We start from the raw sequence: 23,166 nt of genomic DNA, 5'->3' as shown, positions 1-23,166 counted from the left end.
ATGTGGGATGTGCCTCTCACATGCCAATACTATTTTGCGGAATAATTTAAGGAAATGAGGACGAATTTGTGAGGAAAAAGTTTAACTTAAACTTTGTAGCAGCATGTTCATTTTTAATTATAGTACTACTCGTCCACCCGTCGAGTAGTTCAGCCCAGTCAATCGATTTAACAGGTGGAGTTAAAAATGAGTATGAATACGAAGAGTATTTCTTTTTAACAGGGAAACCAATTAAATTTACGGGAACTAATAAAAACGTTTCTGTAAACAAAACAGAGCGTCAAGGTAAATTAACTGAAACATATAAATTTACGTTAACAGGACCAAGTGGAGAAAAATTAACGAGAAACTTTACGTATACATATGATGTAACAAACTATGACCAGGTCGGTCAAAGTTCAGCGACTGGTAGCGTAACAAAATTTACAGAAAAAATTACTATTGGTGACCGTACATTTACATTAGCGGATTACCAACTTTCAAAAAGTACAATTACAGACAAGCGTCCAGCATCTGACTATTACTCTGGAGAAGCGATTGCCCGTAAAACATATACCGAATCGACAGGTCGAGGAAAAGATGCAGTAACAAAAACAATTACAGTAGAGGCAAGCAGCCGAAATGAAGGATATGAAAACTTCTGGGGTGCCACTGAAACTCAAATTACCGATTTTGAAATTGTGTATGAAGATGGCTCAATCGGAACGGTAAAAAACAAAGTTTCTACAGCTAAATCACGCACTTTGGACTTCAATCAAAGTGATGCTACTTTATCCAGCTTTAACGGCAACTATAAAACAGTTAGCTCGGCAGATTCATTATCTGAATATGAATACGATTTACCTGCCGGAAGAGGAAAAGTGGCAAGTAGCATTGACTATATGCCAAAGCTAGAAATGCTGAAGATCCCAAAATTCCGTGATTTATCAACAAATTGGGCACGTGAACAAATTGAAAAATTATATTCGCTTGGGATTTTGGAGGATCAATCCAACTTCTTCTCTCCTAATACACCAGTGCAACGTTTAGACTTTGCCATTGCAATCGGTAAAGCAATAGACCTGCGTGTATTGGAAGAGCAAAACAATCGCCGTCCTACTTCCCAGCCGACCATTTTTAAAGATGTAAAGCGCACTACGAAAGATCACAATTATTTAGTTGCAGCAGTGAATAAAGGGGTTATTAAAGGGACGACACCGAATACTTTTGACCCTGATGGATTTTTAACACGTCAGCAAGCAGCGACAATTTTAGTACGTGCCCTTGGTTTAGAAGGGAAAGCACCAGATCCAGGCTATACAACGGATTATAAAGATGACTACAGAATTACAGATTATGCACGAGATGCCGTATATGTAGCGACACAGTTAGGGTTAATGTCCGGCAGCAACGGTTATTTTAATCCGAAAGATACGTTAACACGTGCACAATCTTCGGCAATCATTGAACGATTTTTACGCTATTTAGAAAACGATTTAAAAGAAAACTACCGTGACAATATTCTGTTCTTTAACTAAGGAGTTGCAAAAATGAATAAAATGAAGAAACTAATGGCGATGTTGCTATCTTGTCTTCTAGTTCTCTCTTTAGCTTTTCCATTTGGTCCGATAGAGGTGGAAGCAGCAAACAAGCAAATTTCGGATATTGCTAAATCTAATTCGAAATATAAAGCGGCTAAATGGGCAGTAGACAAGGATTATATGCAATTATATGGCGGGAACAAATTCCAATCTGGCACTCTCGTTATGGAATGGCAAATGCTTCAGTTTTTAGCGAAGTTGGATAGTAATTATCATTTCAATACGAACAATAAGGATATGTTATATGAATATTACAGTGAGTTGAATATACCGCTATATGGAGCAGACAATCCATCAAAGCGTAATGCAAACATTTCCAGAGGTCATTTTGCCCGCTTATATGCAGCAGTTAATGGTTTAGATTTATCGGAAGTACAAGCAGTTCAATATTTATATATGAATGAAATTACTACTGGAACATCTGGTAAGCGCACATTTGAAGATTATAAGCCGACCCGCAATATTAACCGAGGAGATATGGCCGTTTTTATGTATCGAATTAATCAGCAAGGGAAAATGGCGATAGAAGGATTATCAAGCGCTCCTACTGGTAAGGACAATAATAAGATAACGTTGCCAACAAACTTTATTGAAAGTAAAGATGGAACGGTAACCATTCCAACAAAGCCAGGCAAAAATCCGGATGATAAAACGACTAGACCGGACGTTTACAAAGCTGTAAAAGACATTAAAGTAGCAAAAGAAGAACTTACTGCCAACGGTCTGGATTCCTCTTTAATTACAATTAATTTGCGCGATAGCTATGGCAATGACATTTCATATGATGAATCGCTTGCGTTTAAAGTTACCTCTGTAGCTGGAGCGAAAGTATCGGAAACGAACACGAGTACAAGTGGACAATCGACAGTAGTATATACAGATGGCCCTCAGTTAAATGTATATGTGACAGCACCGGCACTTACAAAGTCGGTAGTTGATACGATTCGCTTTGAAATGGTCAATCCAACGGAGAAATACCACACATATAAAAATCAAGTCATTGAAGTATCGATGCGATATGTACCAAAAGCAGAGCTTCGCATCACGTATGAAGTGTTTGATCCAGAGCAGACAGAATGGAACGGCGGTACGGTTGATCCTGGAGTAAAACCATTGCCAGCTTTACCACAAGGTGTAGTTGGAACAACGACTGTACCATATACACCAAATGGGATTATTACAATTACCGATTATGACGAAGATATAAAAGTAATGACAGGCTCTAAATGGGAATCTTATACGACATCCGATGGTAAGTTAACACAAGGGCAAGTCACTTCAAAGGAAATACAATACGGAAATGCCGACTTGAAATTAGAAGGCCAAATTATTTCTGTTTGGTTATTTGAACAAATTTTAGATTATATGATTGAAGGACCGAAAGATGAATCTTCATGGGGCGGTCTAGGAAATGCGAAAGTAATGTACACAGTAAATAATGAAGGACGAGCAACATACGATCTTCAAGGCGTTATGAGTGAAGAAGATACAGTTCCCTTCAATTCTATGCTACATGCTGTCATTATTTATTTAACAGGCAAGTTTTTACCGATTGCAGATCAAATTACATTAGCGCATGAAGAATCGGTCGAAGTAATAAAAGCAATGTACGATCGCTTAGGACAAATCGATAAAAATTTACTGCGAAAAGATTATGCAGACCTAATCGGAAAACTGGAAGGCGCTGTATCAAAAATTGCCGTTTTACAGGCAGGAAAAGAATTACAACAACGTCCGGAAGGCATGGATCGATATACAAAAGTTATTGTCAATTTAGTAGCGCCGAGTGGTGTTATTATTACTGATTATAAAGGAACAGTAGAAGTATCGTTCAATGGGAAAACTCGTGTTGTATCATTTGATACGAATACAAAAGACTACAATAATAACACAGGTAGCCGCGGGTCTGCAGTTGTATACTTTGATGATATTCTATACGGCAATTCACAGGTAAAAGCACGATTGATTGACTTGGATCCACGTTATGATAAAGTTTTTCAAGGACTGAAAAATACGACTGTTACACAATCTGTATTTTCAAATCCACGTTTTGAAAATAATTTATGTGCAGTTGAATCTGAAGTTATGTTTGTTGTGGATCATTCAGGTTCGATGAAAGTACGAGATGCGAAAAACTATACAGCAGACAAAGTGAAACAGACGGTGAAGCAAATTGGAGCGAATCCGAGTCATGTGTATCGATTCAGCAATCGTTCAAACCATGAAGCAACAGACACAGCAGCAATCGTTTCAGGTATCGATAGCTTACTGAGCTATAAAAATGAGAATCGTTCGACGAATATTGTATCAGCATTAAAAACGGCAGTGAATAATTTCACTACAAATCAATATACAAATAAGGCAATTGTATTGGTAACGGATGGCTATTCAAATAGTAATGGCTTAGATGAGGTTATCCGAATGGCAAAAGAAAAGGGAATTGCGATTCATACTGTTTCAGTTGGCTCATACACTACTGTGAATGAAAAGTTATTGAAAGATATATCATCTGAAACAAAAGGTACGTATCAAAACATTTCAACAATCGAGAATTTACATGGCTCGTTACAATCGATTATTACTACGATTTTATGTAAAACTCCAACTTTGAATAATAGTTGTTTAGTAGGGGACACAATCTTTAATCGTACAGATGTACGTATAGAAGAACGTGTAACAATTCTCGCGGATGTAAATACAGGCTGTGAAAATGTAAAAGCGGTGCGTGTCGTATTTATTTCGCCTAGTGGAGATGTGCGTTATGATTTACCTGAACGTGGTTCATCGCGCTTTATGCATCGACCGCAATTGTATGAATTCCCTGAATTTGATTTATACGTAGAAGTTGAATTCCAAGCTCTAGATGAATCAGGAAACGTTATCGCGACAAAAATTCATAATATGTGACAAATTAGAAGCTCATTGCATAAGTGAGCTTCTTTTTCGGTTTGTATGATTGAAATCTATGTCGAACTTTGTTAAACTTACATTAGAATAATTCTAATTTAACTTTTTGAAATTAGGGTATATATCATCGTAGCAAAAAATTTTTAACTCTTACCGATCAAAAATCGGAAAAGAGGATTTGATTTATCATATTCAGCAAATACTTTCATAGCATGTTCACAAACTAAACGTGAGTCATGCTACCTTTATGTTACAATAGAATCTATGAATTAGAACGTGTGAGGTGTAGAGGTTCATGCATACATTAGTAGTAGGCTTGAATTATAAAACAGCGCCAGTAGAAATTCGTGAAAAGTTATCGTTTATCGAATCGGATCTTCCGAATGCTATGGAGGCGCTACAAAAGCAAAAAAGCATATTAGAAAACGTAATTATCTCTACTTGTAACCGTACAGAAATTTATGCGGTTGTTGATCAATTACACACTGGCCGCTATTATATTAAACAATTTTTGGCTAACTGGTTTAACATCCCAATGGAGCAATTCGAGGATCATTTATTCATTTATGAAGAGGATGAGTCGTTAAACCACCTATTCCGTGTAACGGCTGGTATTGATTCGATGGTATTGGGCGAAACACAAATTTTAGGACAAGTTAAAAAGAGCTTTTTACAAGGTCAAGAAATTGGTACTACTGGAACCGTTTACAACCAGTTATTTAAACAAGCAGTTACATTTGCTAAACGCGCCCATAGTGATACAGCGATTGGTGAAAATGCTGTATCTGTTTCATATGCAGCCGTAGAACTTGCAAAGAAAATTTTCGGTTCTTTACAAAATAAACATGTTGCAATTTTAGGTGCCGGTAAGATGGGTGAATTGGCGATTCAAAATCTATATGGCAACGGTGTAGGTAAAGTAACGGTTATTAATCGTACATTTGAAAAAGCCCAAAATTTAGCATCGAAATTCGATGGTAAGGCAAAAGCAATGAATGAATTACAATGTACTCTTTTAGAAGCGGATATTTTAATCAGTTCTACAGGAGCAACAGATTATGTCATTGATTACGATCTAATGAAGGACGTTGCAAAATTCCGTAAGGGTGACCCATTATTTATGGTCGATATTGCAGTACCACGAGATTTAGATCCGCGTATTGGCGATGTACCGAATATTTTCCTGTATGATATTGATGATTTACAAGGAATTGTACAAGCGAACTTGGCGGAGCGTGAGCGTGCGGCAAATGAAATTATGACGATGATTCATAACGAAATTATACAATTCAAAGATTGGTTTAATACGCTTGGTGTCGTTCCGGTTATTTCTGCATTGCGTAAAAAAGCGTCATCTATACAGGAAGAAACGATGATGAGCATTGAAAATAAGATGCCAAACTTAACGGAACGTGAGCGTAAAATAATTAATAAACATACGAAGTCAATTATTAATCAGTTGCTGAAAACACCGATTCTTCAAGCAAAAGAGCTTGCCAATGACAAAGATGCAGAAGCACAGCTAGCACTATTCCAACAAATTTTCGGGATTGAAGATGAAGTGCAGCAAGAAGTACAGCAGATGCATGTTGTCAAACCAACTTCCAACAAAAAAGTTAAAGAAGTAAACTTAAGTCCGGGTTTAACTTATTAATTGAACAATAGCCAATAGACATTGAGCCTTACCAAATGAACATAAGCGTTTTCGTATCTATATGGTAAAATCATAGATACCGAAAGCGCTTTTTTCATAAGTGGGTTTTAGTTTTAAACAGGAGTAGGGTGCATATGACAGAACTAGTAATGACAAGATTATATGAGCTCATGATTATTCTCTACGGGCTTTGTATCGTACTGTATTTTACTGATTATCTTTATAAAAATGTGAAATTCAGACGTGTTGCGTTTTGGTTTGTTTCGATAGTGTGGATATTGCAAATATTATTTATTGTATTGTTTATTTTCGAAACAAAACGATTCCCAATTTTGTCTCTGTATGAGGGTGTATTCTTTTATGCGTGGCTTCTAACTACGCTGTCGATCGTGCTACATTGTATTGCCCGTGTCGACTTACCGGTATTTTTTATAAATGTATTGAGCTTTATATTTATGACAATCCATTTATTTGCACCTCAATCAAACGCTCAAATTGTGAGTGATTCTTTAGTCTCGGAAATGTTATTGATCCATATTAGCTTTGCGATTATGTCTTACGCCGCTTTTTCTGTGGCGTTTGTCTTTTCGCTACTATATATAATTTTATATCGAATCTTAAAGCGGAAAAAATTAAATAATTTGTGGTCAAGATTGCCAAGTTTGCAACAAATGGTTAAATGGATTAATCTATCGACAATAATCGGAATTCCATTGCTGCTTATAAGTTTAATTTTAGGGTTGGAATGGGCATTTTTAACATTAGAGAATGTTTCTATTTTTGATGTTAAAATTTTAGGCTCTTTCATCGTATCCGTTATTTACTTAATTATTTTCTTGCTGCATCGAAGAGGTAGGTTAGTTGGGACGACTTATGCACAAGTGCATGTTGGGTTATTTCTGCTCGTCGTCATTAATTTCTTCCTTGGCAGCAAACTATCAAATTTCCATCTATGGGTTTAACAGAAAGGTCGGAGTATATTGAGAAAAATTATTGTAGGATCTCGTAGAAGTAAATTAGCATTAACACAGACAAATTGGTTCATTAATGAATTAAAGGCTGCAGGCGTTCCTTTTGATTTTGAGGTAAAGGAAATTGTCACAAAAGGAGATCGGATTTTAGATGTTCAGCTTTCTAAAGTTGGGGGTAAAGGTCTTTTTGTAAAGGAAATCGAACAAGCTTTATTTGATAAGGAAATCGATTTTGCAGTGCACTCTATGAAGGATATGCCGGCAGTATTACCGGAAGGTCTTGTAATCGGCTGTATCCCACCGCGTGAAGATGCGCGCGATGCCTTTATTTCAAACGGTCATGTGAAATTTGCCGATTTACCAAAAGGGGCAGTTGTCGGTACAAGCTCATTACGCCGAAGCGCCCAGTTATTACACGTGCGTCCAGACCTAGAAATTAAATGGATTCGTGGAAATGTGGACACGCGCCTAAACAAATTAAAAACAGAAGGCTTTGATGCGATTATTTTGGCGGCAGCTGGCTTAAAACGCCTTGGTTGGAGCGATGATGTCGTAACTGAATATTTAGACACAGATATTTGTCTACCAGCAGTTGCGCAAGGCTCGTTAGGTATTGAGTGTCGTGCAGATGATACAGAGCTTCTTGAACAATTAGCGAAACTAACAGATCAGACAACGTGGAAAACAGCACATGCAGAGCGCTCATTTTTAGCGGCAATGGATGGCGGTTGCCAAGTTCCGATTGCAGGCTATGCAGTAGCGGATGGAGAAACACTTACTTTAACAGGTTTAGTAGCAGCACCAGATGCTTCTGTGACATATAAAGAAACATTAACGGGCACAAATGCTGATGAATTAGGTAAAGCAGTTGCCGCAAAATTAACAGAGCAGGGCGCCTTTGATTTAATTCAAAAAGTAAAGGCTGAGCTTGATGCCGAGTAATGCTCTTTTAGGAAAGACGATTATTATTACAGGTTCATCTGTTGTACAGTCAGTACAGCAATTAATTGAGCAACATGGTGGGAAAGTATATAATTATCCATTAATCGAAACTGCTGAAATAGTTTCGGATGAAGATAGCATATATACGGCTAACCTCGACTCGTATCAATGGTTAATTTTTACGAGTCAAAATGCCGTGACAAGCTTTATTAATAAGTGTGAGCGCAGTAGAATAAAGGTCCCATCGTCTATAAAAGTCGCAGCTGTCGGAGAAAAAACAGCTACACTTTTACAGCAGCACGGCTATTCAATTCACTTTATGCCGACTGTTTACAGTGCCGATGTATTCGTTAAGGAATTTGTTATGGAGCCAACAGAACGTGCATTATTTTTACGAGGCTCGATGGCGAAAAGTACAATACATGATGGCACTGGTGCAGACGAATGGACAGTTTATGAAACACGTCCTTGTACAACTTATTTACAAGAGCTTGAACAATGCATACTTGAACACGAAGAACCAATTGTTATTTTTGCAAGTCCATCTGCAGTTGACATTTATGCTGAGCATATTGTTCCGAATGTGGACTGGCGATATGTTAAATTTGGCTCAATTGGTCATGTGACAACGTCCGCCCTTGCTAAATATGGGGTGGAACCAATTGTACAACCGAAAATCTATACGATGCAGGCTGTTATTGAGCAGCTCATCCTGGAGGAACAGAAAAAATGACAGAACTTTATTTCCAGCGTCACCGTCGCCTACGTCAAAGTGCAGCGATGCGTGCCCTAGTAAAAGAAACATACTTACAAAAAGAAGATTTAATTTATCCATTATTTATTATTGAAGGCGAAAATATTAAAAATCCTGTTAGTTCTATGCCAGGTGTATTTCAATTATCACTGGATAAGTTAGCTGCCGAAGTGGATGAAATTGTTGAGTTAGGTATTCAGGCGGTACTTCTATTTGGTATTCCGGCTGAAAAGGATGCTGTAGGTACCGGCGCTTACCATGACCACGGAATTGTTCAAAAAGCGACTCGCTTAATTAAGGAGCGTCACCCTAATCTTTTAGTAGTAGCAGACACTTGTTTATGTGAATTTACTGACCATGGTCATTGTGGTGTAATTGAAGGAGAGCAAGTCTTAAATGATCCATCACTTGATGTGCTGGCTCGTACTGCTGTTTCTCAAGCGAAAGCAGGTGCTGATATTATAGCACCATCGAACATGATGGACGGTTTTGTTGTGGCAATTCGTGCAGGATTAGATGCAGCAGGATTCCAGCATATACCGATCATGTCATATGCAGTGAAATACGCATCAAGCTATTATGGTCCATTCCGTGAAGCAGCTGAAGGCGCTCCTCAATTTGGTGACCGTAAAACGTATCAGATGGATCCTTCAAATCGAATGGAAGCAATTCGTGAAGCAACTTCAGATGTAGAAGAAGGAGCAGATTTCCTTATAGTTAAACCAGCACTAGCCTATATGGATATTATTCGCGATGTAAAAAATAGCTTCCCTGTGCCAGTAGTTGCGTATAACGTTTCAGGGGAATATTCGATGGTGAAAGCAGCTGCACAAAATGGCTGGATAGATGAAAAGGCTGTAGTACTTGAAACATTATTAGGTATGAAGCGTGCAGGATCTGACTTAATTATTACGTATCACGCAAAAGACGTTTGTCGTTGGCTGGAGGAAAAATAATATGACTAGTTATGAAAAATCAAAAGCAGCATTTACAGAAGCTGTAGACTTAATGCCAGGTGGAGTAAACTCGCCTGTACGTGCGTTTAAATCAGTAAACTTGGATCCGATTTTTATGGAATCGGGCAAAGGCGCGGTAATTAAAGATATTGATGGCAATGAATATATTGACTATGTATTATCATGGGGTCCGTTAATTTTAGGACATGCACATCCTGAAGTAGTATCTGCTATTCAGGACCAGGCTGCGAAAGGTGCATCGTTTGGTGCTCCAACACTTTCTGAAAACAAATTAGCAAAGCTTGTAATGGACCGCCTACCTTCTGTTGAAATGATTCGTTTTGTTTCTTCTGGAACTGAAGCAACGATGTCTGCATTACGTTTGGCACGTGGTTATACAGGACGCGATAAAATTTTGAAATTTGAAGGTTCTTACCACGGGCATGGTGATTCCCTTTTAATTAAGGCTGGGTCAGGTGTAGCAACGCTTGGTTTACCGGATTCTCCAGGTGTACCGGCGGATATTGCGAAAAATACTTTAACAGTTGCATACAACGATTTAGAGTCTGCAAAATTAGTATTTGAAAAATTTGGTTCAGAACTGGCAGCTGTTATTTTAGAGCCTGTTGCAGGAAATATGGGGGTTGTACCACCTCAACCAGGTTTCTTGGAAGGTTTGCGTAAGCTTACTGAGGAAAATGGAACACTTTTGATTTTTGATGAAGTAATGACAGGCTTCCGCGTGGATTACGGTTGTGCACAGGAGTACTATGGTATAACTCCGGATCTTACATGTTTAGGTAAAGTTATCGGTGGTGGTTTACCAGTAGGTGCGTTTGGTGGTAAACGTGAAATAATGGAGAAAATTGCTCCGGCAGGTCCGATTTATCAAGCGGGAACATTATCAGGCAACCCACTTGCTATGACGGCTGGCTATGAAACACTATCTCGTTTAAATAAAGAATCATATGAATATTTCCGTAAGCTAGGTGACCAACTAGAAGAAGGTTTCCGTGCAGCAGCAACGAAATATAATATTCCACATACTGTGAATCGTGCAGGTTCAATGATCGGTTTCTTCTTTACAAACGAAGATGTAATTGATTTTGAATCAGCAAAAAGCTCTGATTTAGAATTATTTGCGGAATACTTTAAATTAATGGCGGAAGAAGGCATTTTCTTACCACCTTCTCAATTTGAAGGATTGTTTATTTCAACAGCGCATACAGAGGAACATATCGCTAAAACAGTGCAAGCATTCCATCATGTATTTGCTAAATTAGCAAGATAATCTTACTTAATAAACTCATAAATCCCCTTTCTATGCATAATGTAAGCGTAGGGAGGGGATTTTTATGCAACAATGGCATATGAATGAAATGTTTACATTTCCGAAGCAATTAGGAAATATTCAACAAAATTCGAAAATAGTAGTTGAACCGAAATGGCATGAAGAATTTAATGAGGATTCTGTAGTGATAAGAGGTATTTATGTAGTAAAAGGAAATATACAATTTGACCATAAAGCGAGAGAGGAGGAAATAGAGGAAGGCATATATATTGAGCATATCGATATAGAAAAGGATTACGGCTATTTTGAATATGCATTGCCTTTTTCGGTTGATTTCCCAAATGATCAGATTGAAAAGGTTTCTCTGCAAATAAATGAAATAAAACTAGAACCAAATAACGGGTACTGTTCATGTAGCTGGCAAGTTAATTGTAATGTGGAAAGAAAAGTACAAGCAATAGAAGAAGTTAAGAAAATTGATGAGGTAAAGGAAGTAAAAGCGGAGAAGGAAGTGGAAGTAATTCAGGAAATTGAAGAAACTGTCGAGCCAATTCAGCATATGGCTACTTCAGACCAACAGGAAGAAGAGGTTGAAAGTCATATTTTATTTCATGAGGAAGTGCAACGACAGGCTCAACATCTTCCAGCAGAAGAGATTGATTTTTTGGAGCAGTTAGCAGATGCATACAGCCGTGTTCAAATTCAATTAAAAAAATAATAAAAGGGATTGGGACATAACCCAAAAGTTCCATTATTCTCAGGGAGAATAATGGAACTTTTTTTGCTGGCATTAAAATTGATTTCCATTCCGGGACGCTTTCCGCGGGCACGGCCTGAGCCTGTAGTCTCTGGCGTCGGTGCTCCTGCGGTTACTCGTCGCAAAATAAATTTTGCTATTCTCGCAGGAGTCGCCCTCCATTCCAATCAATTTTTAAAATATTCCTTACTTAATAAAGGTCTTTTCTTTTATCCAATGAAATTTCTTCTGTCCTAGCCTATTTTGTTTAACAAACCAGACTTAAATAAAATCTGTCAATAATAAGTAGCAAAATAAAATTAGTATGGCTAATAATATGATATCGCCTGTTGTCGGAATGAGTATTGTACGTATTGCCTGGAAAATTGTCAGCGGTAGAATGCAATATCTCATGTAAAATCGGAATTTTCGTAACCATGGAGGTAATAAGAAAGGGTTATAATTTTTTCGCAATTTCCAAACTCCTTTTGCATAGTATATGTTTAGAAATTAAAAAAAGTGTTTTCCGATAATGAATATGATACTTGAAATTTCATAAAAAACAGCTTAGAATTATTTTAACTATATATTTGAAGCGTTGAATAGGAAGAGTATGTATGAACATGATGTGCAGAGAGGAAACAGTAGCTGAAAAGTTTCTACATCATACTTACAGAAGGTAGCCTAGGAGCTGACTTAGTGAAATAGCAGTAGCTGAGTTCCGGTTAGACACCGTTATCGAATGAAGTGCCGATTGGGCATAGTAACGCCGCATTGTATGCGAGCGCTTGACATTTAAATCACAGGGTTTAAAGAAAGCGCTTGTCAGACGAGGAACGTAGCCGAGCGAAGACGCGAATTGAACATAGTGTTCATGAGCGACTGAGAGAGGCAAGTGACAAAGTATGCGAGCGCTTGACTAAACCCTTCGGAATTAAAGGTGGTACCGCGAATTAACTCCCTCGTCCTTTTTTAGGCGAAGGGAGTTTTTTATTTTATTCAACTTGTATTTGAAAAGGAGAGATTCATCATGACGGAAATTACAATGCCAACAAAGTATGATCCAAAGTCAACAGAAGCCGGCCGCTATGAATGGTGGTTAAACGGTAAGTTTTTTGAAGCAGATCCAACGAGCGATAAAGAGCCGTATTCTATCGTTATTCCACCACCGAACGTAACAGGGAAACTACACCTTGGTCATGCTTGGGATACAACATTACAGGATATTTTAATCCGTATGAAACGTATGCAGGGATATGATGCGCTTTGGTTGCCGGGTATGGACCACGCGGGTATTGCGACACAGGCAAAAGTAGAAGAAAAACTACGCGGTGAAGGCATTTCACGATATGATTTAGGCCGCGAGAAATTCCTGGAAAAGACGTGGGAATGGAAGGATGAATATGCTTCCCATATTCGTGAGCAATGGGCAAAACTTGGTTTAGGTCTTGACTACTCAAAAGAGCGCTTCACATTAGATGAAGGCTTATCAGAAGCAGTTAAAGAAGTATTCGTTAAGCTGTATGAAAAAGGCTATATTTACCGTGGTGAACGTATTATTAACTGGGATCCAGCTGCAAAAACTGCACTTTCTGACATCGAAGTAATTCATAAAGAAGTAGAAGGCGCGTTTTACCATATGGAATACCCATTGGCAGATGGCTCTGGAAAATTACGTGTAGCAACTACACGTCCAGAAACAATGCTAGGTGACTCAGGTGTAGCTGTACATCCAAACGATAAACGTTATGCACACTTAGTAGGGAAAACGGTTATCCTTCCAATCGTAGGTCGCGAAATTCCAATCGTTGCGGATGATTACGTAGATATGGAATTTGGAACAGGTGTCGTAAAAATGACGCCAGCACATGACCCGAACGATTTTGAAGTAGGGAATCGCCATAATTTAGAACGTATTTTAGTAATGAACGAAGATGGTACAATGAATGATTTAGCTGGTAAATATGCTGGCATGGATCGTTTCGAGTGCCGTAAGCAGATTGTAGCCGATTTACAAGAGGCAGGCGTATTAATTGAAATTGAACCGCATACACACCAAGTAGGACACTCTGAGCGTACAAATGCAGTAGTAGAGCCATACCTTTCAAAACAATGGTTCGTAAAAATGGCACCACTTGCAGAAGAAGCATTAAAAATGCAAGAGGATGAAAATGAAAAAGTAAACTTCGTGCCAAACCGTTTCGAAAACACATATAACCGTTGGATGGAAAATATCCATGACTGGTGTATTTCCCGTCAATTATGGTGGGGGCACCAAATTCCAGCTTGGTACAATAATGAAACAGGCGAAATTTATGTTGGTAAGGAAGCACCAGCCGACAAAGAAAACTGGACACAGGATGAAGACGTATTGGATACGTGGTTCTCAAGTGCTTTATGGCCGTTTTCTACAATGGATTGGCCAAATGAAGAAGCAGAATTATACAAACGTTACTATCCAACAAACACACTAGTGACTGGTTATGATATCATCTTCTTCTGGGTAAGCCGTATGATTTTCCAAGGTAAAGAATTTACTGGTAAACGCCCATTCCAAGATGTGTTAATTCACGGTTTAGTACGTGATGCAGAAGGTCGCAAAATGTCTAAGTCACTAGGAAATGGTGTTGACCCAATGGATGTAATCGGTCAATATGGCGCGGACTCACTACGTTACTTCTTGGCAACAGGTTCTTCTCCTGGTCAGGATTTACGTTACTCTACAGAAAAAGTAGAATCTACATGGAACTTTGTAAACAAAATTTGGAATGCCTCTCGTTTTGCGTTAATGAACATGGAAGGCTTAACATACGAGCAAATTGATTTAACAGGTGACCTTTCAACAGCGGATAAATGGATTCTTTCACGCTTGAATGAAACAATCGACCGTGTAACAACTTTATCTGATAAATATGAGTTCGGTGAAGTAGGACGTGAGCTATACAACTTCATTTGGGATGATTTCTGTTCATGGTATATCGAAATGGCGAAACTACCATTATACGGTGAAGATGAAGCAGCAAAATTAACAACACGTTCAGTACTTGCCTATGTTTTAGACAATACAATGCGTTTACTGCACCCATTCATGCCATTTGTAACAGAAGAAATTTGGCAGCACTTGCCACATGAAGGGGAGTCTATTACGATAGCTGCATGGCCAACTGTTAACCCAGCATTTAACTTTACGGCAGAAGCAGGCGATATGCAGCTGTTAATGGATATTATCCGTTCAGTACGTAACATTCGTGCAGAAGTAAATACACCGATGAGCAAAAAAGTAGCGATGACGATTTCGGCAAAAGACGCTGGTATTGCAGCAGTTCTTGAAGCAAACAAAGGTTACATCGAAAAATTCTGTAACCCTGATGGCTTAACAATTGGTACAGAGCTTGAAGCACCAGCACAAGCAATGTCGGCAGTTGTATCAGGCGCAGAAATCTTCATGCCGCTTGCAGGTTTAATCAATATTGATGAAGAAATTGCACGTCTTGAAAAAGAGCTTGAAAAGTGGGCAAAAGAAGTGAAATTAGTTTCTGGTAAATTATCTAATGAACGCTTTGTATCTAAGGCACCAGAAGCATTAGTAGCAACTGAACGTGAAAAGTTAGCCGACTATGAAGCGAAATATGCAACAGTTGAAAAACGTATTGCAGAATTAAAAAATATGTAATTTATACGAAAGGGGTGCCGGAATTCGGTGCCTCTTTCTTTTTATTTCGCTATAATATAACTGATTACATATTAACCTTACTAGGGAGAGAAATTAAATGTTTCAATCGATTGAGCAGTGTACAAATTTTATTTTTCAATTAAAAGCAAGCCAATACAAAGGAGAACCTTTACAGTCAGCCAAAATGATTTTAAATGCACTTGGCAATCCGGAGAAAGAAAATAAATTTATTCATTTTGCGGGTTCGAATGGAAAGGGTTCTACTTTAAATGCGACACGTGAAATTTTAATGGCGCATGGTTTAACGGTAGGTGCTTTTATCTCTCCTCATTTAGAACGAGCAAATGAACGGGTGACTATAAATAAAAACCAAATCTCTGATGAAGATTTTCTAAATATCGCGAATCAGCTGAGTGAAGTAATTAAAGAAAAATTGGACGGCAAGTTTCCGAGCTTCTTTGAGTTTATGACACTCCTTGCCCTGCAATATTTTGCAGAACAACAGGTAGATGTCGTTTTGCTTGAAACAGGAATCGGAGGGCGTTTGGATTCGACTAATGTTGTTATACCGGAAGTAAGCGTCATTACAACAATTTCATTAGAGCATACAGATATGCTTGGTGAAAGTTATGGGGAAATTGCAGCAGAAAAAGCCGGGATTATAAAAGCGATGAAACCTGTAGTTGTAGGAGTAAAAAATAAAGAAGCATTATCGGTGATTAAAGAAGCGGCGATTCAATTACATGCACCAATCTATCTGATAAATGAGCAATTTTATATTGAAAACAATAAAAAATCGAATTTCAACTATGTATCGGATATAAATATCAGCAATATAACAATGGCTATGGTCGGTGAGCATCAAAAGGAAAATGCCGCACTGGCTATTACTGCAGTGAAATTGTTCTTGCCATCTGTTGATGAAAAAAAAGTAAAACAAGCCCTTCAAGAAGCAAAATGGGATGGCCGATTTGAAAGGGTGACCGGCAATATCATATTAGACGGTGCACATAATTCTGAAGGCACCATGGCATTAGTCGAAACAATAAAAGAGGTTGCCCCACATCATAAAGTAAAGTTTATTTACGCAGCATTACAAGATAAAGACCATGCTCTCAGTATTGAATTAATGGATAAATTCGCTGCTGAGATGCATTTTACTCAGATAAATTTACCGCGCGCTGCAACAGCGAATCAGCTTTTCGAACAAAGTAACCATGCTAAGAAGTTTATGAATCCGAATTGGCAACAGTTGATTGAAACAGAAAAGGCAAATCTAGCGGAGGATGAACTGCTTGTTATTACGGGCTCTTTATATTTCATCGCTGAAGTACGAAGTCTATTTGTAAAGAAAGGGTGGATTTCATGATTCCGTTATTAAACCTTTATAAAGAGCGGTGGCAAGTGGAAAGTGAACAAATAATTAAGCCAGGGTTAGCGGCAATTGAATCGGCACTTACTTTATTGGGACATCCTGAAAAGCAATTAAATGTCGTACATTTTGCCGGTACGAATGGAAAGGGCTCTACATTGTCGTTTGTAGAAGGAATAGCGCGGGCTCACGGGCTGTCGGTAGGAAAGTTTATGTCACCTTGCGTTGTAGATGTGCATGATCAAATACAAATCGATGGGGAGCCTATTTCTACAGATCAAATGGATCGTTTGTTTCAGCACTTGGCTGAGGCGGGGCTAAGCGGGAAATTAACGGATTTTGAATTATTGACGGTCGTGGCTTTTCTTTATTTTGCCAATCAAAAGCCCGATTTAGTTTTAATCGAGGCAGGAATGGGTGGAAGAGAAGACAGCACGAACGTAGTTATACCTATTGTTTCGGTTGTCCCGAGTATTGCATTGGAACATACAAAATTTTTAGGTGATACATTGACGAGTATCGCACGCCATAAAGCAGGGATATTCAAGGATAACTGCCCTGCTGTAATAGGGGAAATGACTAATAATATAAAGGATATTTTTGTACAGGAAGCCAAAGCAAAAAACGTAGCGTTATATTGTTATGGGCAACATTTTACCGTTACAAAAACAAACGTTTCCGAACTTTACGAAAATACGGTGTACGAAGTGAAATTCGGAAATTTACAGCGTCAGCTTTTAGGAGCACATCAAGGTCATAATATGTCTTTGGCCATTACTGCCTTTATGGAAGTGGTGAAAAAATTCCAGTTGGAGCTTGATGAGAGTAAAATTCAGTTTGGTATAAAAACTGCTGTTCTTGCAGGCCGCTTTGAACAAGTCCTGCCAAATATTTATTTTGATGGTGCACATAACCCGGCAAGTATTCAATCACTGGTCTCAACAATAAAAGAGCATTTTCCTAAGAAGCGAATTGAATTCCTTGTAGGATTACTGGCGGATAAAGATGTCCAATCAATTTTGAAACTATTAGAGGAAGTCGGAGATGTTTTTTACTTTGCCGATATCCAAAATGAACGGGCGATGAAAGCATCGGTTATTTTTGAACTGAGCCAGGCTAAGAATAAATATATTATTAACGACCCAGTTAAGATTTTAACGGAGCCAGTGAAAGGTGATACGGTTAGAATTGTAACCGGCTCATTATATTTGTTAAGCGAGATTCGACAAAAATGTAAAAATATCATATGATTTTGCTAATAAACTTCGATTTGATGGTATTTCTTTGTTGTCGAGTGAAAATAAAGAAGAATATTAGCGAAACATTTTTAATGGGCGACGACAGCAGTCTCGCCCTTTTTTATGTCTATTTTGCTATGGTTGATTAAAAAGAGATGGAGCTGTAGCAAATATGAAAGCTTTAAAGAATAATGCCATTTTCCAAGCAATGTTCATTGGAAGTCTTACAGGGCTTGCTGGCGTCCTAGTATTTATTTTTATTTTACAATTACCAACAACAGAAAAAGAAGTTGCAGAAACTATTCCGACAGTGCAAACAACAGAGGAACAACAGCAAGTGAAGCAGCAATATTTTGCATTACAACATGGCGTTTTCTCAAATTTTGATAGCGCAGCTCAATTTTTAGGAACTTACCCTACTTTAAATAAAGCGGCTGTAGTGAAAGTGGACGAGCAGTATTTTGTTTGGTCACGTCTTGATACAACGAAGGTCGATGCTGCATTAGCGTTAATACCAAGTGGATTTTATAAAAGTATAACAATTGCAAGCAGTTGTCCTAATAATGCTGAACTCCAGCTTCCAATTACTTTGAAAGATACGAAAATGTTTACAGGTCAACAAACTGATAAAATTGATGAACAACTTGTGCCAACGGACTGGATTGGGCTGGCATCGGAAGTTTCAAAGCTTTCAACTAACCCCAATATTATTCGGTTGCATATGTTTTTAAATTATTATGAGCGTCTAGATTGCCTTAAAGTAACATTTTAGTATAGAAAAATGCTAGAAATAGTCTATTTTATTGAAAAGTATCCACGGCAGTACAATGTTCAAATTTCCTATTGTCGGTTACTATAGATAATAGGAGGATTGGAAATGAATTTTACTACGAATGAACAACTTATTTTAGCTTCTTCATCACCACGAAGAAAAGAATTGCTCCAAATGATAAATATTCCCTTTACTATTGTCACAAGCGATGTAGTGGAAACAAGTGTCAAAGCAAATACAGTCCAGCAATATGTAACAGAAGTAGCGCTTTTAAAAACACGTGATGTTGCAAAAAAATGCCCGGATAAGTGCATTATTGGAGCGGACACTATTGTCGTGTTTAATGATCAAATATTACACAAACCTACTTCAAAAGAAGAAGCTATTCAACATTTAACGCAGCTGGCGGGCAATCGTCATGAAGTGATGACGGCAGTAGCGATTATTTTAGCGGATGGAACAGAGCATACATTTGTTGAAAGGACTGCAGTTATTTTTAAACAGGTCTCTCCACAAATGATAGAAGCATATGTGCAGACAGGAGATCCATTTGACAAAGCAGGGGGTTATGGGATTCAAACGAGTGGCGCCATGCTCGTGGATCGCATAGAAGGAGATTATAACAATGTCGTCGGATTGCCGATTGCATCGTTAGTTCAAAAAATGCTTACATTGCAACTACTAAAACTAACCTTTTAGGAGTGATGTCAATGACTGGAACACCATTGTTGAATTTAAAAATCCATGATGTGCTTGAAGTAGACCGTCCGCGTGAGCGCCTTATACGTCAAGGTGCAAAAAGTCTGTCGAACCAAGAACTTATTGCAATTCTTTTAGGAACAGGTACAAAGAAAGAGTCGGTACTAACAGTCGCCAATCGGGTATTGATAAACTTTGAGAAATTGCATAATTTAAAACATGCAACACTTGAGGAAATTATGGATATTAAAGGAATTGGCGAAGCGAAGGCAGTATTATTATTAGCCGCGATTGAACTAGGGAGAAGGCTTGCAACAAAAGATTTAGAGGAACGTTTTACTATACGCTCTCCTGAAGATGCTGCTACCTTTTTAATGCAAGATATGACGTCATTGCAGCAGGAGCATTTTGTGTGCCTATTTTTAAACGTTAAAAATCAAGTGCTCCATAAACAAACAATTTTTGTTGGAAGTTTAAATGCAAGCATTGTCCACCCTAGGGAGATTTTCCGTGAAGCCGTTAAACGTTCAGCAGCATCAATCATCTGTGCTCATAACCATCCTAGCGGGGTACCTACACCTAGTCCGGAAGATGTAGATGTTACATCACGACTGTATGAGGCAGGTAAAATTGTCGGCGTTGATTTGCTTGATCATGTCATAATCGGTGATCATCAGTTCATAAGCATGAAGGAAAAAGGATACTTTTGATAGGGAAGACAAACGTAAGTGCACGTTTGTCTTTTTAATATGAGAATGATGAGAAAGAAATATAGGGAATGTTACATTACAATAACAATTATTATATATTTTAATGATTCATCGACATATTTCGCCTATGCAACTTTTATTTGTTATATTCGTCATATGGATGTGGTGATTTTGTTAAATCTTACATATTAATTTTATTTGTTTCAAAGCGAAAATAGAAATACAATAGTAAGGTAGTGTTATAGAAAAAAACATTCGACAAAAGTCGAGATTAGGAGCATATGACACTATAATTATTTGATGTAATTCGTTATAATAGAGCGTATGATTTTAGTAACATCATAAATAGAAATTGTTTTATAAGAAAGGGAGTACTTAATTTGTTTGGATTAGGGAATAAAGATGTCGGGATTGATCTTGGCACAGCTAATACATTAGTATTTGTAAAGGGAAAAGGAATCGTATTACGAGAACCATCAGTAGTAGCGAAGAATACAAAAACAGGTGACATTGTTGCTGTTGGTAATGATGCAAAAAATATGATCGGACGTACACCAGGTTCTATCGTGGCAATTCGCCCAATGAAAGATGGCGTTATTGCTGACTTTGAAATTACAACTGCAATGATTCAATATTATTTAAGAGAAGCAATGAAAGCATCAGGCTCTAACTGGAAAAAGCCAAATGTGATGATCTGTGTTCCTTATGGTATTACATCTGTTGAACAACGTGCTGTTATTGATGCAAGCCGTCAAGCTGGCGCAAAAGAGGCATTTACTATAGAAGAACCTTTTGCAGCTGCAATCGGTGCTAACTTACCGGTTTGGGAGCCAACAGGTTCTATGGTCGTAGATATCGGCGGTGGTACAACAGAAGTGGCTGTTATTTCTCTAGGTGGTATTGTAACTAGTGAATCGGTACGTGTCGGTGGTGACGCGATGGATCACTCAATTATTGCCTACATCCGCAAGACATATAATTTAACAATCGGTGAGCGTACAGCGGAGAGCATTAAAATGGAAATTGGTACAGCACTTGCTGAAGGTCCTGACGAAGTGATGGAAATTCGTGGTCGCGACTTATTAACAGGTCTGCCTAAAACGATTGAAATTACTTCAAGTGAGATTTCAAAATCTTTACATGAAGCAATCGTTGTAATTCTGGATGGCGTGAAGAAAACTTTGGAACAAACTCCTCCTGAATTATCTGCAGATGTTATGGAGCGCGGAATCGTACTAACAGGCGGTGGCGCACTATTACGCAATCTTGATAAAGTAATTAGTGACGAGACAAAAATGCCTGTATTTATCGCTGAAAATCCTCTGGACTGTGTAGCAATTGGAACAGGTAAAGCGTTGGATAATATTGATTTAATTCGTTCGCAACAAGTGAAATAAGGAGGACTCGCAGTGCCACATTTCTCAAATAAAAAATTAATTATTCTTTTAGTAAGTGTTATTTTTCTTGTGGCATTGATTGGGTTCTCTCTACGTGATCGTCATAACGCAACATTACCCGAGCAAATTATTAAAGATACAGTTGGCTTTGCACAATCGATTGTCGCAAAGCCGACTAATTACATAACAAGTATTTTTAGCAATATTGATTCGCTGTTAAATACGTATGAAGAAAATCAGCGCCTAAAAATGCGCCTTGAAGATTTTGCCGTTTTGCAGGCAGAAGTAAGTACTTTAAAAGCCGAAAATTCTTCATTGCGTGAACTCGCATCAATCGAGGAAAGTTTGCGTGATTTCGATCCGATTCAAGCGACGGTCATTGCGAGAAACCCTGATCAGTGGGAAGAGAAAATTATATTAAATAAGGGTACAGCACATGGTGTTGAAAAAAATATGGCGGTTAGAACTTCTCGTGGTCTAATAGGTAAAATTGTAATTGCTACACCTTATACGTCAGAAGTAGAGCTACTTTATACAAACAATGAAAATTATCGTGTATCTGCTATTGTAGTAGATGAAGACAATAAAGAAATTCATGGTTTAATAGAAGGGTATGACGATGAACGTAACGAATTACTATTAAAACGAATCGATTCCAATATAGATCTTGATGTCGGCGGTAAAGTATTGTCTTCTGGTCTAGGCGGGATTTTCCCGAAAGGTATTTTGATCGGTGAAATTACAGAAGTGACGACAGATGACTTTGGCTTGACGAAAATGGCCTATGTAAAACCGGCAGCGGACTTTTCAATATTAGATCATGTTATTATTGCCAAACGTAACACAATTTCGATAGACGGTTCAGATGGGTCTGGTACAAATGAAGATTTAACGAATGAACCGGTTGTGGAAGTTGAGGGGGATGAATAATGCTCGCTCGGTTTTTAATAGTGTTTGTAGGGATTTTGCTGTTTTTATTTGAATCTGGGTTAGCTATGTTTTCCCCCTTGCAGCTAGGTGAGGAAACTTACTATTTAATTCCGCGTTTTTTAATTTTATATTTAATCTTTTTAGCCATTTATTATAGTCGTAAAAAAGCCATGATTTATGGTCTTATTTTTGGATTATGTTTTGATGTATTCTATATTAATATTATTGGTTTGTACATGGTGTTATATCCGGCGGTTTGCTATATTGCAGCATGGTGTGTGAAGCGTGTCCATCCCCATTTAGTATTTTCAATGTTTTTGGCTTTATTATTAATGGTTATTTTTGAATTTGTAATATATGAATTTTTCTATATTATACAGTTTACAACAATGGCAGTTCAGCCGTTTATCGTAAATCGATTAGTTCCTACAACAATAGGGAATCTATTATTTTTAATAATGCTTGCATGGGCGTTTAAATATTGTATTAGCGCTCGAGTATTTCAACGTGCACAATAAGCATTGTAAAACAAGTGATGAAGAGACAACTCGAACATTGGATTCGGTTGTTTCTTTTCACCATTA

General features: G+C 37.9%; 19 protein-coding genes and 1 other annotated feature. Of the genes, 18 read left to right on the top strand and 1 reads right to left on the bottom strand.

From position 1 onward, the window contains the following. The first annotated feature begins 68 nt into the window (after positions 1-68). From MKY13_RS13195 to MKY13_RS13155, 9 genes are all read left to right on the top strand, one after another. Positions 69-1,517, top strand: coding sequence for an S-layer homology domain-containing protein (locus MKY13_RS13195; RefSeq protein ID WP_191700373.1), 1,449 nt, complete (start codon positions 69-71; stop codon positions 1,515-1,517). 12 nt (positions 1,518-1,529) lie between these two features. Continuing rightward, complete coding sequence (locus MKY13_RS13190; RefSeq protein ID WP_191700372.1) at positions 1,530-4,487, top strand: VWA domain-containing protein; 2,958 nt, start codon at positions 1,530-1,532, stop codon at positions 4,485-4,487. Positions 4,488-4,782: 295 nt separating this feature from the next. After that, entirely contained in the window at positions 4,783-6,141 is a 1,359-nt protein-coding gene (hemA, locus tag MKY13_RS13185; protein WP_339213203.1) for a glutamyl-tRNA reductase, read from the top strand. A gap of 134 nt (positions 6,142-6,275) precedes the next feature. Continuing rightward, positions 6,276-7,103, top strand: coding sequence for a cytochrome c biogenesis protein CcsA (gene ccsA / locus MKY13_RS13180; RefSeq protein WP_191700370.1), 828 nt, complete (start codon positions 6,276-6,278; stop codon positions 7,101-7,103). A gap of 18 nt (positions 7,104-7,121) precedes the next feature. Continuing rightward, positions 7,122-8,054, top strand: a complete 933-nt coding sequence (gene hemC, locus MKY13_RS13175) for a hydroxymethylbilane synthase (RefSeq protein ID WP_191700369.1) — start codon at positions 7,122-7,124, stop codon at positions 8,052-8,054. Next, positions 8,044-8,787, top strand: a complete 744-nt coding sequence (locus MKY13_RS13170; RefSeq protein WP_339213198.1) for a uroporphyrinogen-III synthase — start codon at positions 8,044-8,046, stop codon at positions 8,785-8,787. Before hemC ends, MKY13_RS13170 begins: the two co-directional genes overlap by 11 nt. Next, the gene (gene hemB / locus MKY13_RS13165; protein ID WP_339213196.1) at positions 8,784-9,764 is read left to right on the top strand and encodes a porphobilinogen synthase; all 981 of its coding nucleotides are present in this window, start codon (positions 8,784-8,786) and stop codon (positions 9,762-9,764) included. Before MKY13_RS13170 ends, hemB begins: the two co-directional genes overlap by 4 nt. A 1-nt stretch (position 9,765) precedes the next feature. Beyond that, a complete protein-coding gene (gene hemL / locus MKY13_RS13160; RefSeq protein WP_339213194.1) occupies positions 9,766-11,055 on the top strand; it encodes a glutamate-1-semialdehyde 2,1-aminomutase in 1,290 nt (429 codons plus the stop codon). A 64-nt stretch (positions 11,056-11,119) separates the two neighbouring features. Then, positions 11,120-11,773: an alanine racemase gene (locus tag MKY13_RS13155; protein WP_191700365.1), complete on the top strand. Its 654-nt coding sequence runs from the start codon at positions 11,120-11,122 to the stop codon at positions 11,771-11,773. Between the two features lie 300 nt (positions 11,774-12,073). Here the strand turns inward: MKY13_RS13155 and MKY13_RS13150 are convergent, their stop codons facing one another. Further along, a complete protein-coding gene (locus MKY13_RS13150) occupies positions 12,074-12,265 on the bottom strand; it encodes a hypothetical protein (RefSeq protein ID WP_225223664.1) in 192 nt (63 codons plus the stop codon). A 115-nt stretch (positions 12,266-12,380) separates the two neighbouring features. After that, positions 12,381-12,764, top strand: a binding site (T-box leader). 57 nt (positions 12,765-12,821) lie between these two features. Between MKY13_RS13150 and MKY13_RS13145 the strand changes: the two genes are divergently transcribed. The 9 genes from MKY13_RS13145 (at position 12,822) to mreD (ending at position 23,100) form a co-directional block, all read left to right on the top strand. Continuing rightward, on the top strand, positions 12,822-15,464 hold the full coding sequence (locus MKY13_RS13145) for a valine--tRNA ligase (protein WP_339213191.1): 2,643 nt from the start codon (positions 12,822-12,824) through the stop codon (positions 15,462-15,464). Between the two features lie 97 nt (positions 15,465-15,561). Beyond that, positions 15,562-16,833 (top strand): folylpolyglutamate synthase/dihydrofolate synthase family protein, encoded by a 1,272-nt coding sequence (locus MKY13_RS13140; RefSeq protein WP_339213189.1) that lies wholly within the window; start codon positions 15,562-15,564, stop codon positions 16,831-16,833. Beyond that, entirely contained in the window at positions 16,830-18,086 is a 1,257-nt protein-coding gene (locus MKY13_RS13135) for a Mur ligase family protein (protein WP_339213187.1), read from the top strand. Before MKY13_RS13140 ends, MKY13_RS13135 begins: the two co-directional genes overlap by 4 nt. 160 nt (positions 18,087-18,246) lie before the next feature. Then, the gene (locus MKY13_RS13130; protein WP_339213185.1) at positions 18,247-18,846 is read left to right on the top strand and encodes a translation initiation factor 2; all 600 of its coding nucleotides are present in this window, start codon (positions 18,247-18,249) and stop codon (positions 18,844-18,846) included. A 105-nt stretch (positions 18,847-18,951) separates the two neighbouring features. Then, positions 18,952-19,545: a Maf family protein gene (locus MKY13_RS13125; RefSeq protein ID WP_191700360.1), complete on the top strand. Its 594-nt coding sequence runs from the start codon at positions 18,952-18,954 to the stop codon at positions 19,543-19,545. An 11-nt stretch (positions 19,546-19,556) separates the two neighbouring features. Continuing rightward, on the top strand, positions 19,557-20,255 hold the full coding sequence (gene radC, locus MKY13_RS13120) for a DNA repair protein RadC (RefSeq protein ID WP_318245204.1): 699 nt from the start codon (positions 19,557-19,559) through the stop codon (positions 20,253-20,255). 380 nt (positions 20,256-20,635) lie between these two features. Continuing rightward, on the top strand, positions 20,636-21,652 hold the full coding sequence (locus MKY13_RS13115) for a rod shape-determining protein (RefSeq protein WP_191700359.1): 1,017 nt from the start codon (positions 20,636-20,638) through the stop codon (positions 21,650-21,652). A gap of 12 nt (positions 21,653-21,664) precedes the next feature. Beyond that, positions 21,665-22,582 (top strand): rod shape-determining protein MreC, encoded by a 918-nt coding sequence (gene mreC / locus MKY13_RS13110; RefSeq protein ID WP_191700358.1) that lies wholly within the window; start codon positions 21,665-21,667, stop codon positions 22,580-22,582. Next, on the top strand, positions 22,582-23,100 hold the full coding sequence (gene mreD / locus MKY13_RS13105; RefSeq protein WP_191700357.1) for a rod shape-determining protein MreD: 519 nt from the start codon (positions 22,582-22,584) through the stop codon (positions 23,098-23,100). Before mreC ends, mreD begins: the two co-directional genes overlap by 1 nt. Positions 23,101-23,166 lie beyond the last annotated feature (66 nt).

Source organism: Solibacillus sp. FSL W8-0372 (assembly GCF_037969735.1).
In the GTDB taxonomy this organism is placed as follows: domain Bacteria; phylum Bacillota; class Bacilli; order Bacillales_A; family Planococcaceae; genus Solibacillus; species Solibacillus faecavium.
The sequence above is the reverse complement of the archived record's forward strand: the minus strand, read 5'-3'. Positions and strand labels throughout refer to the sequence as shown.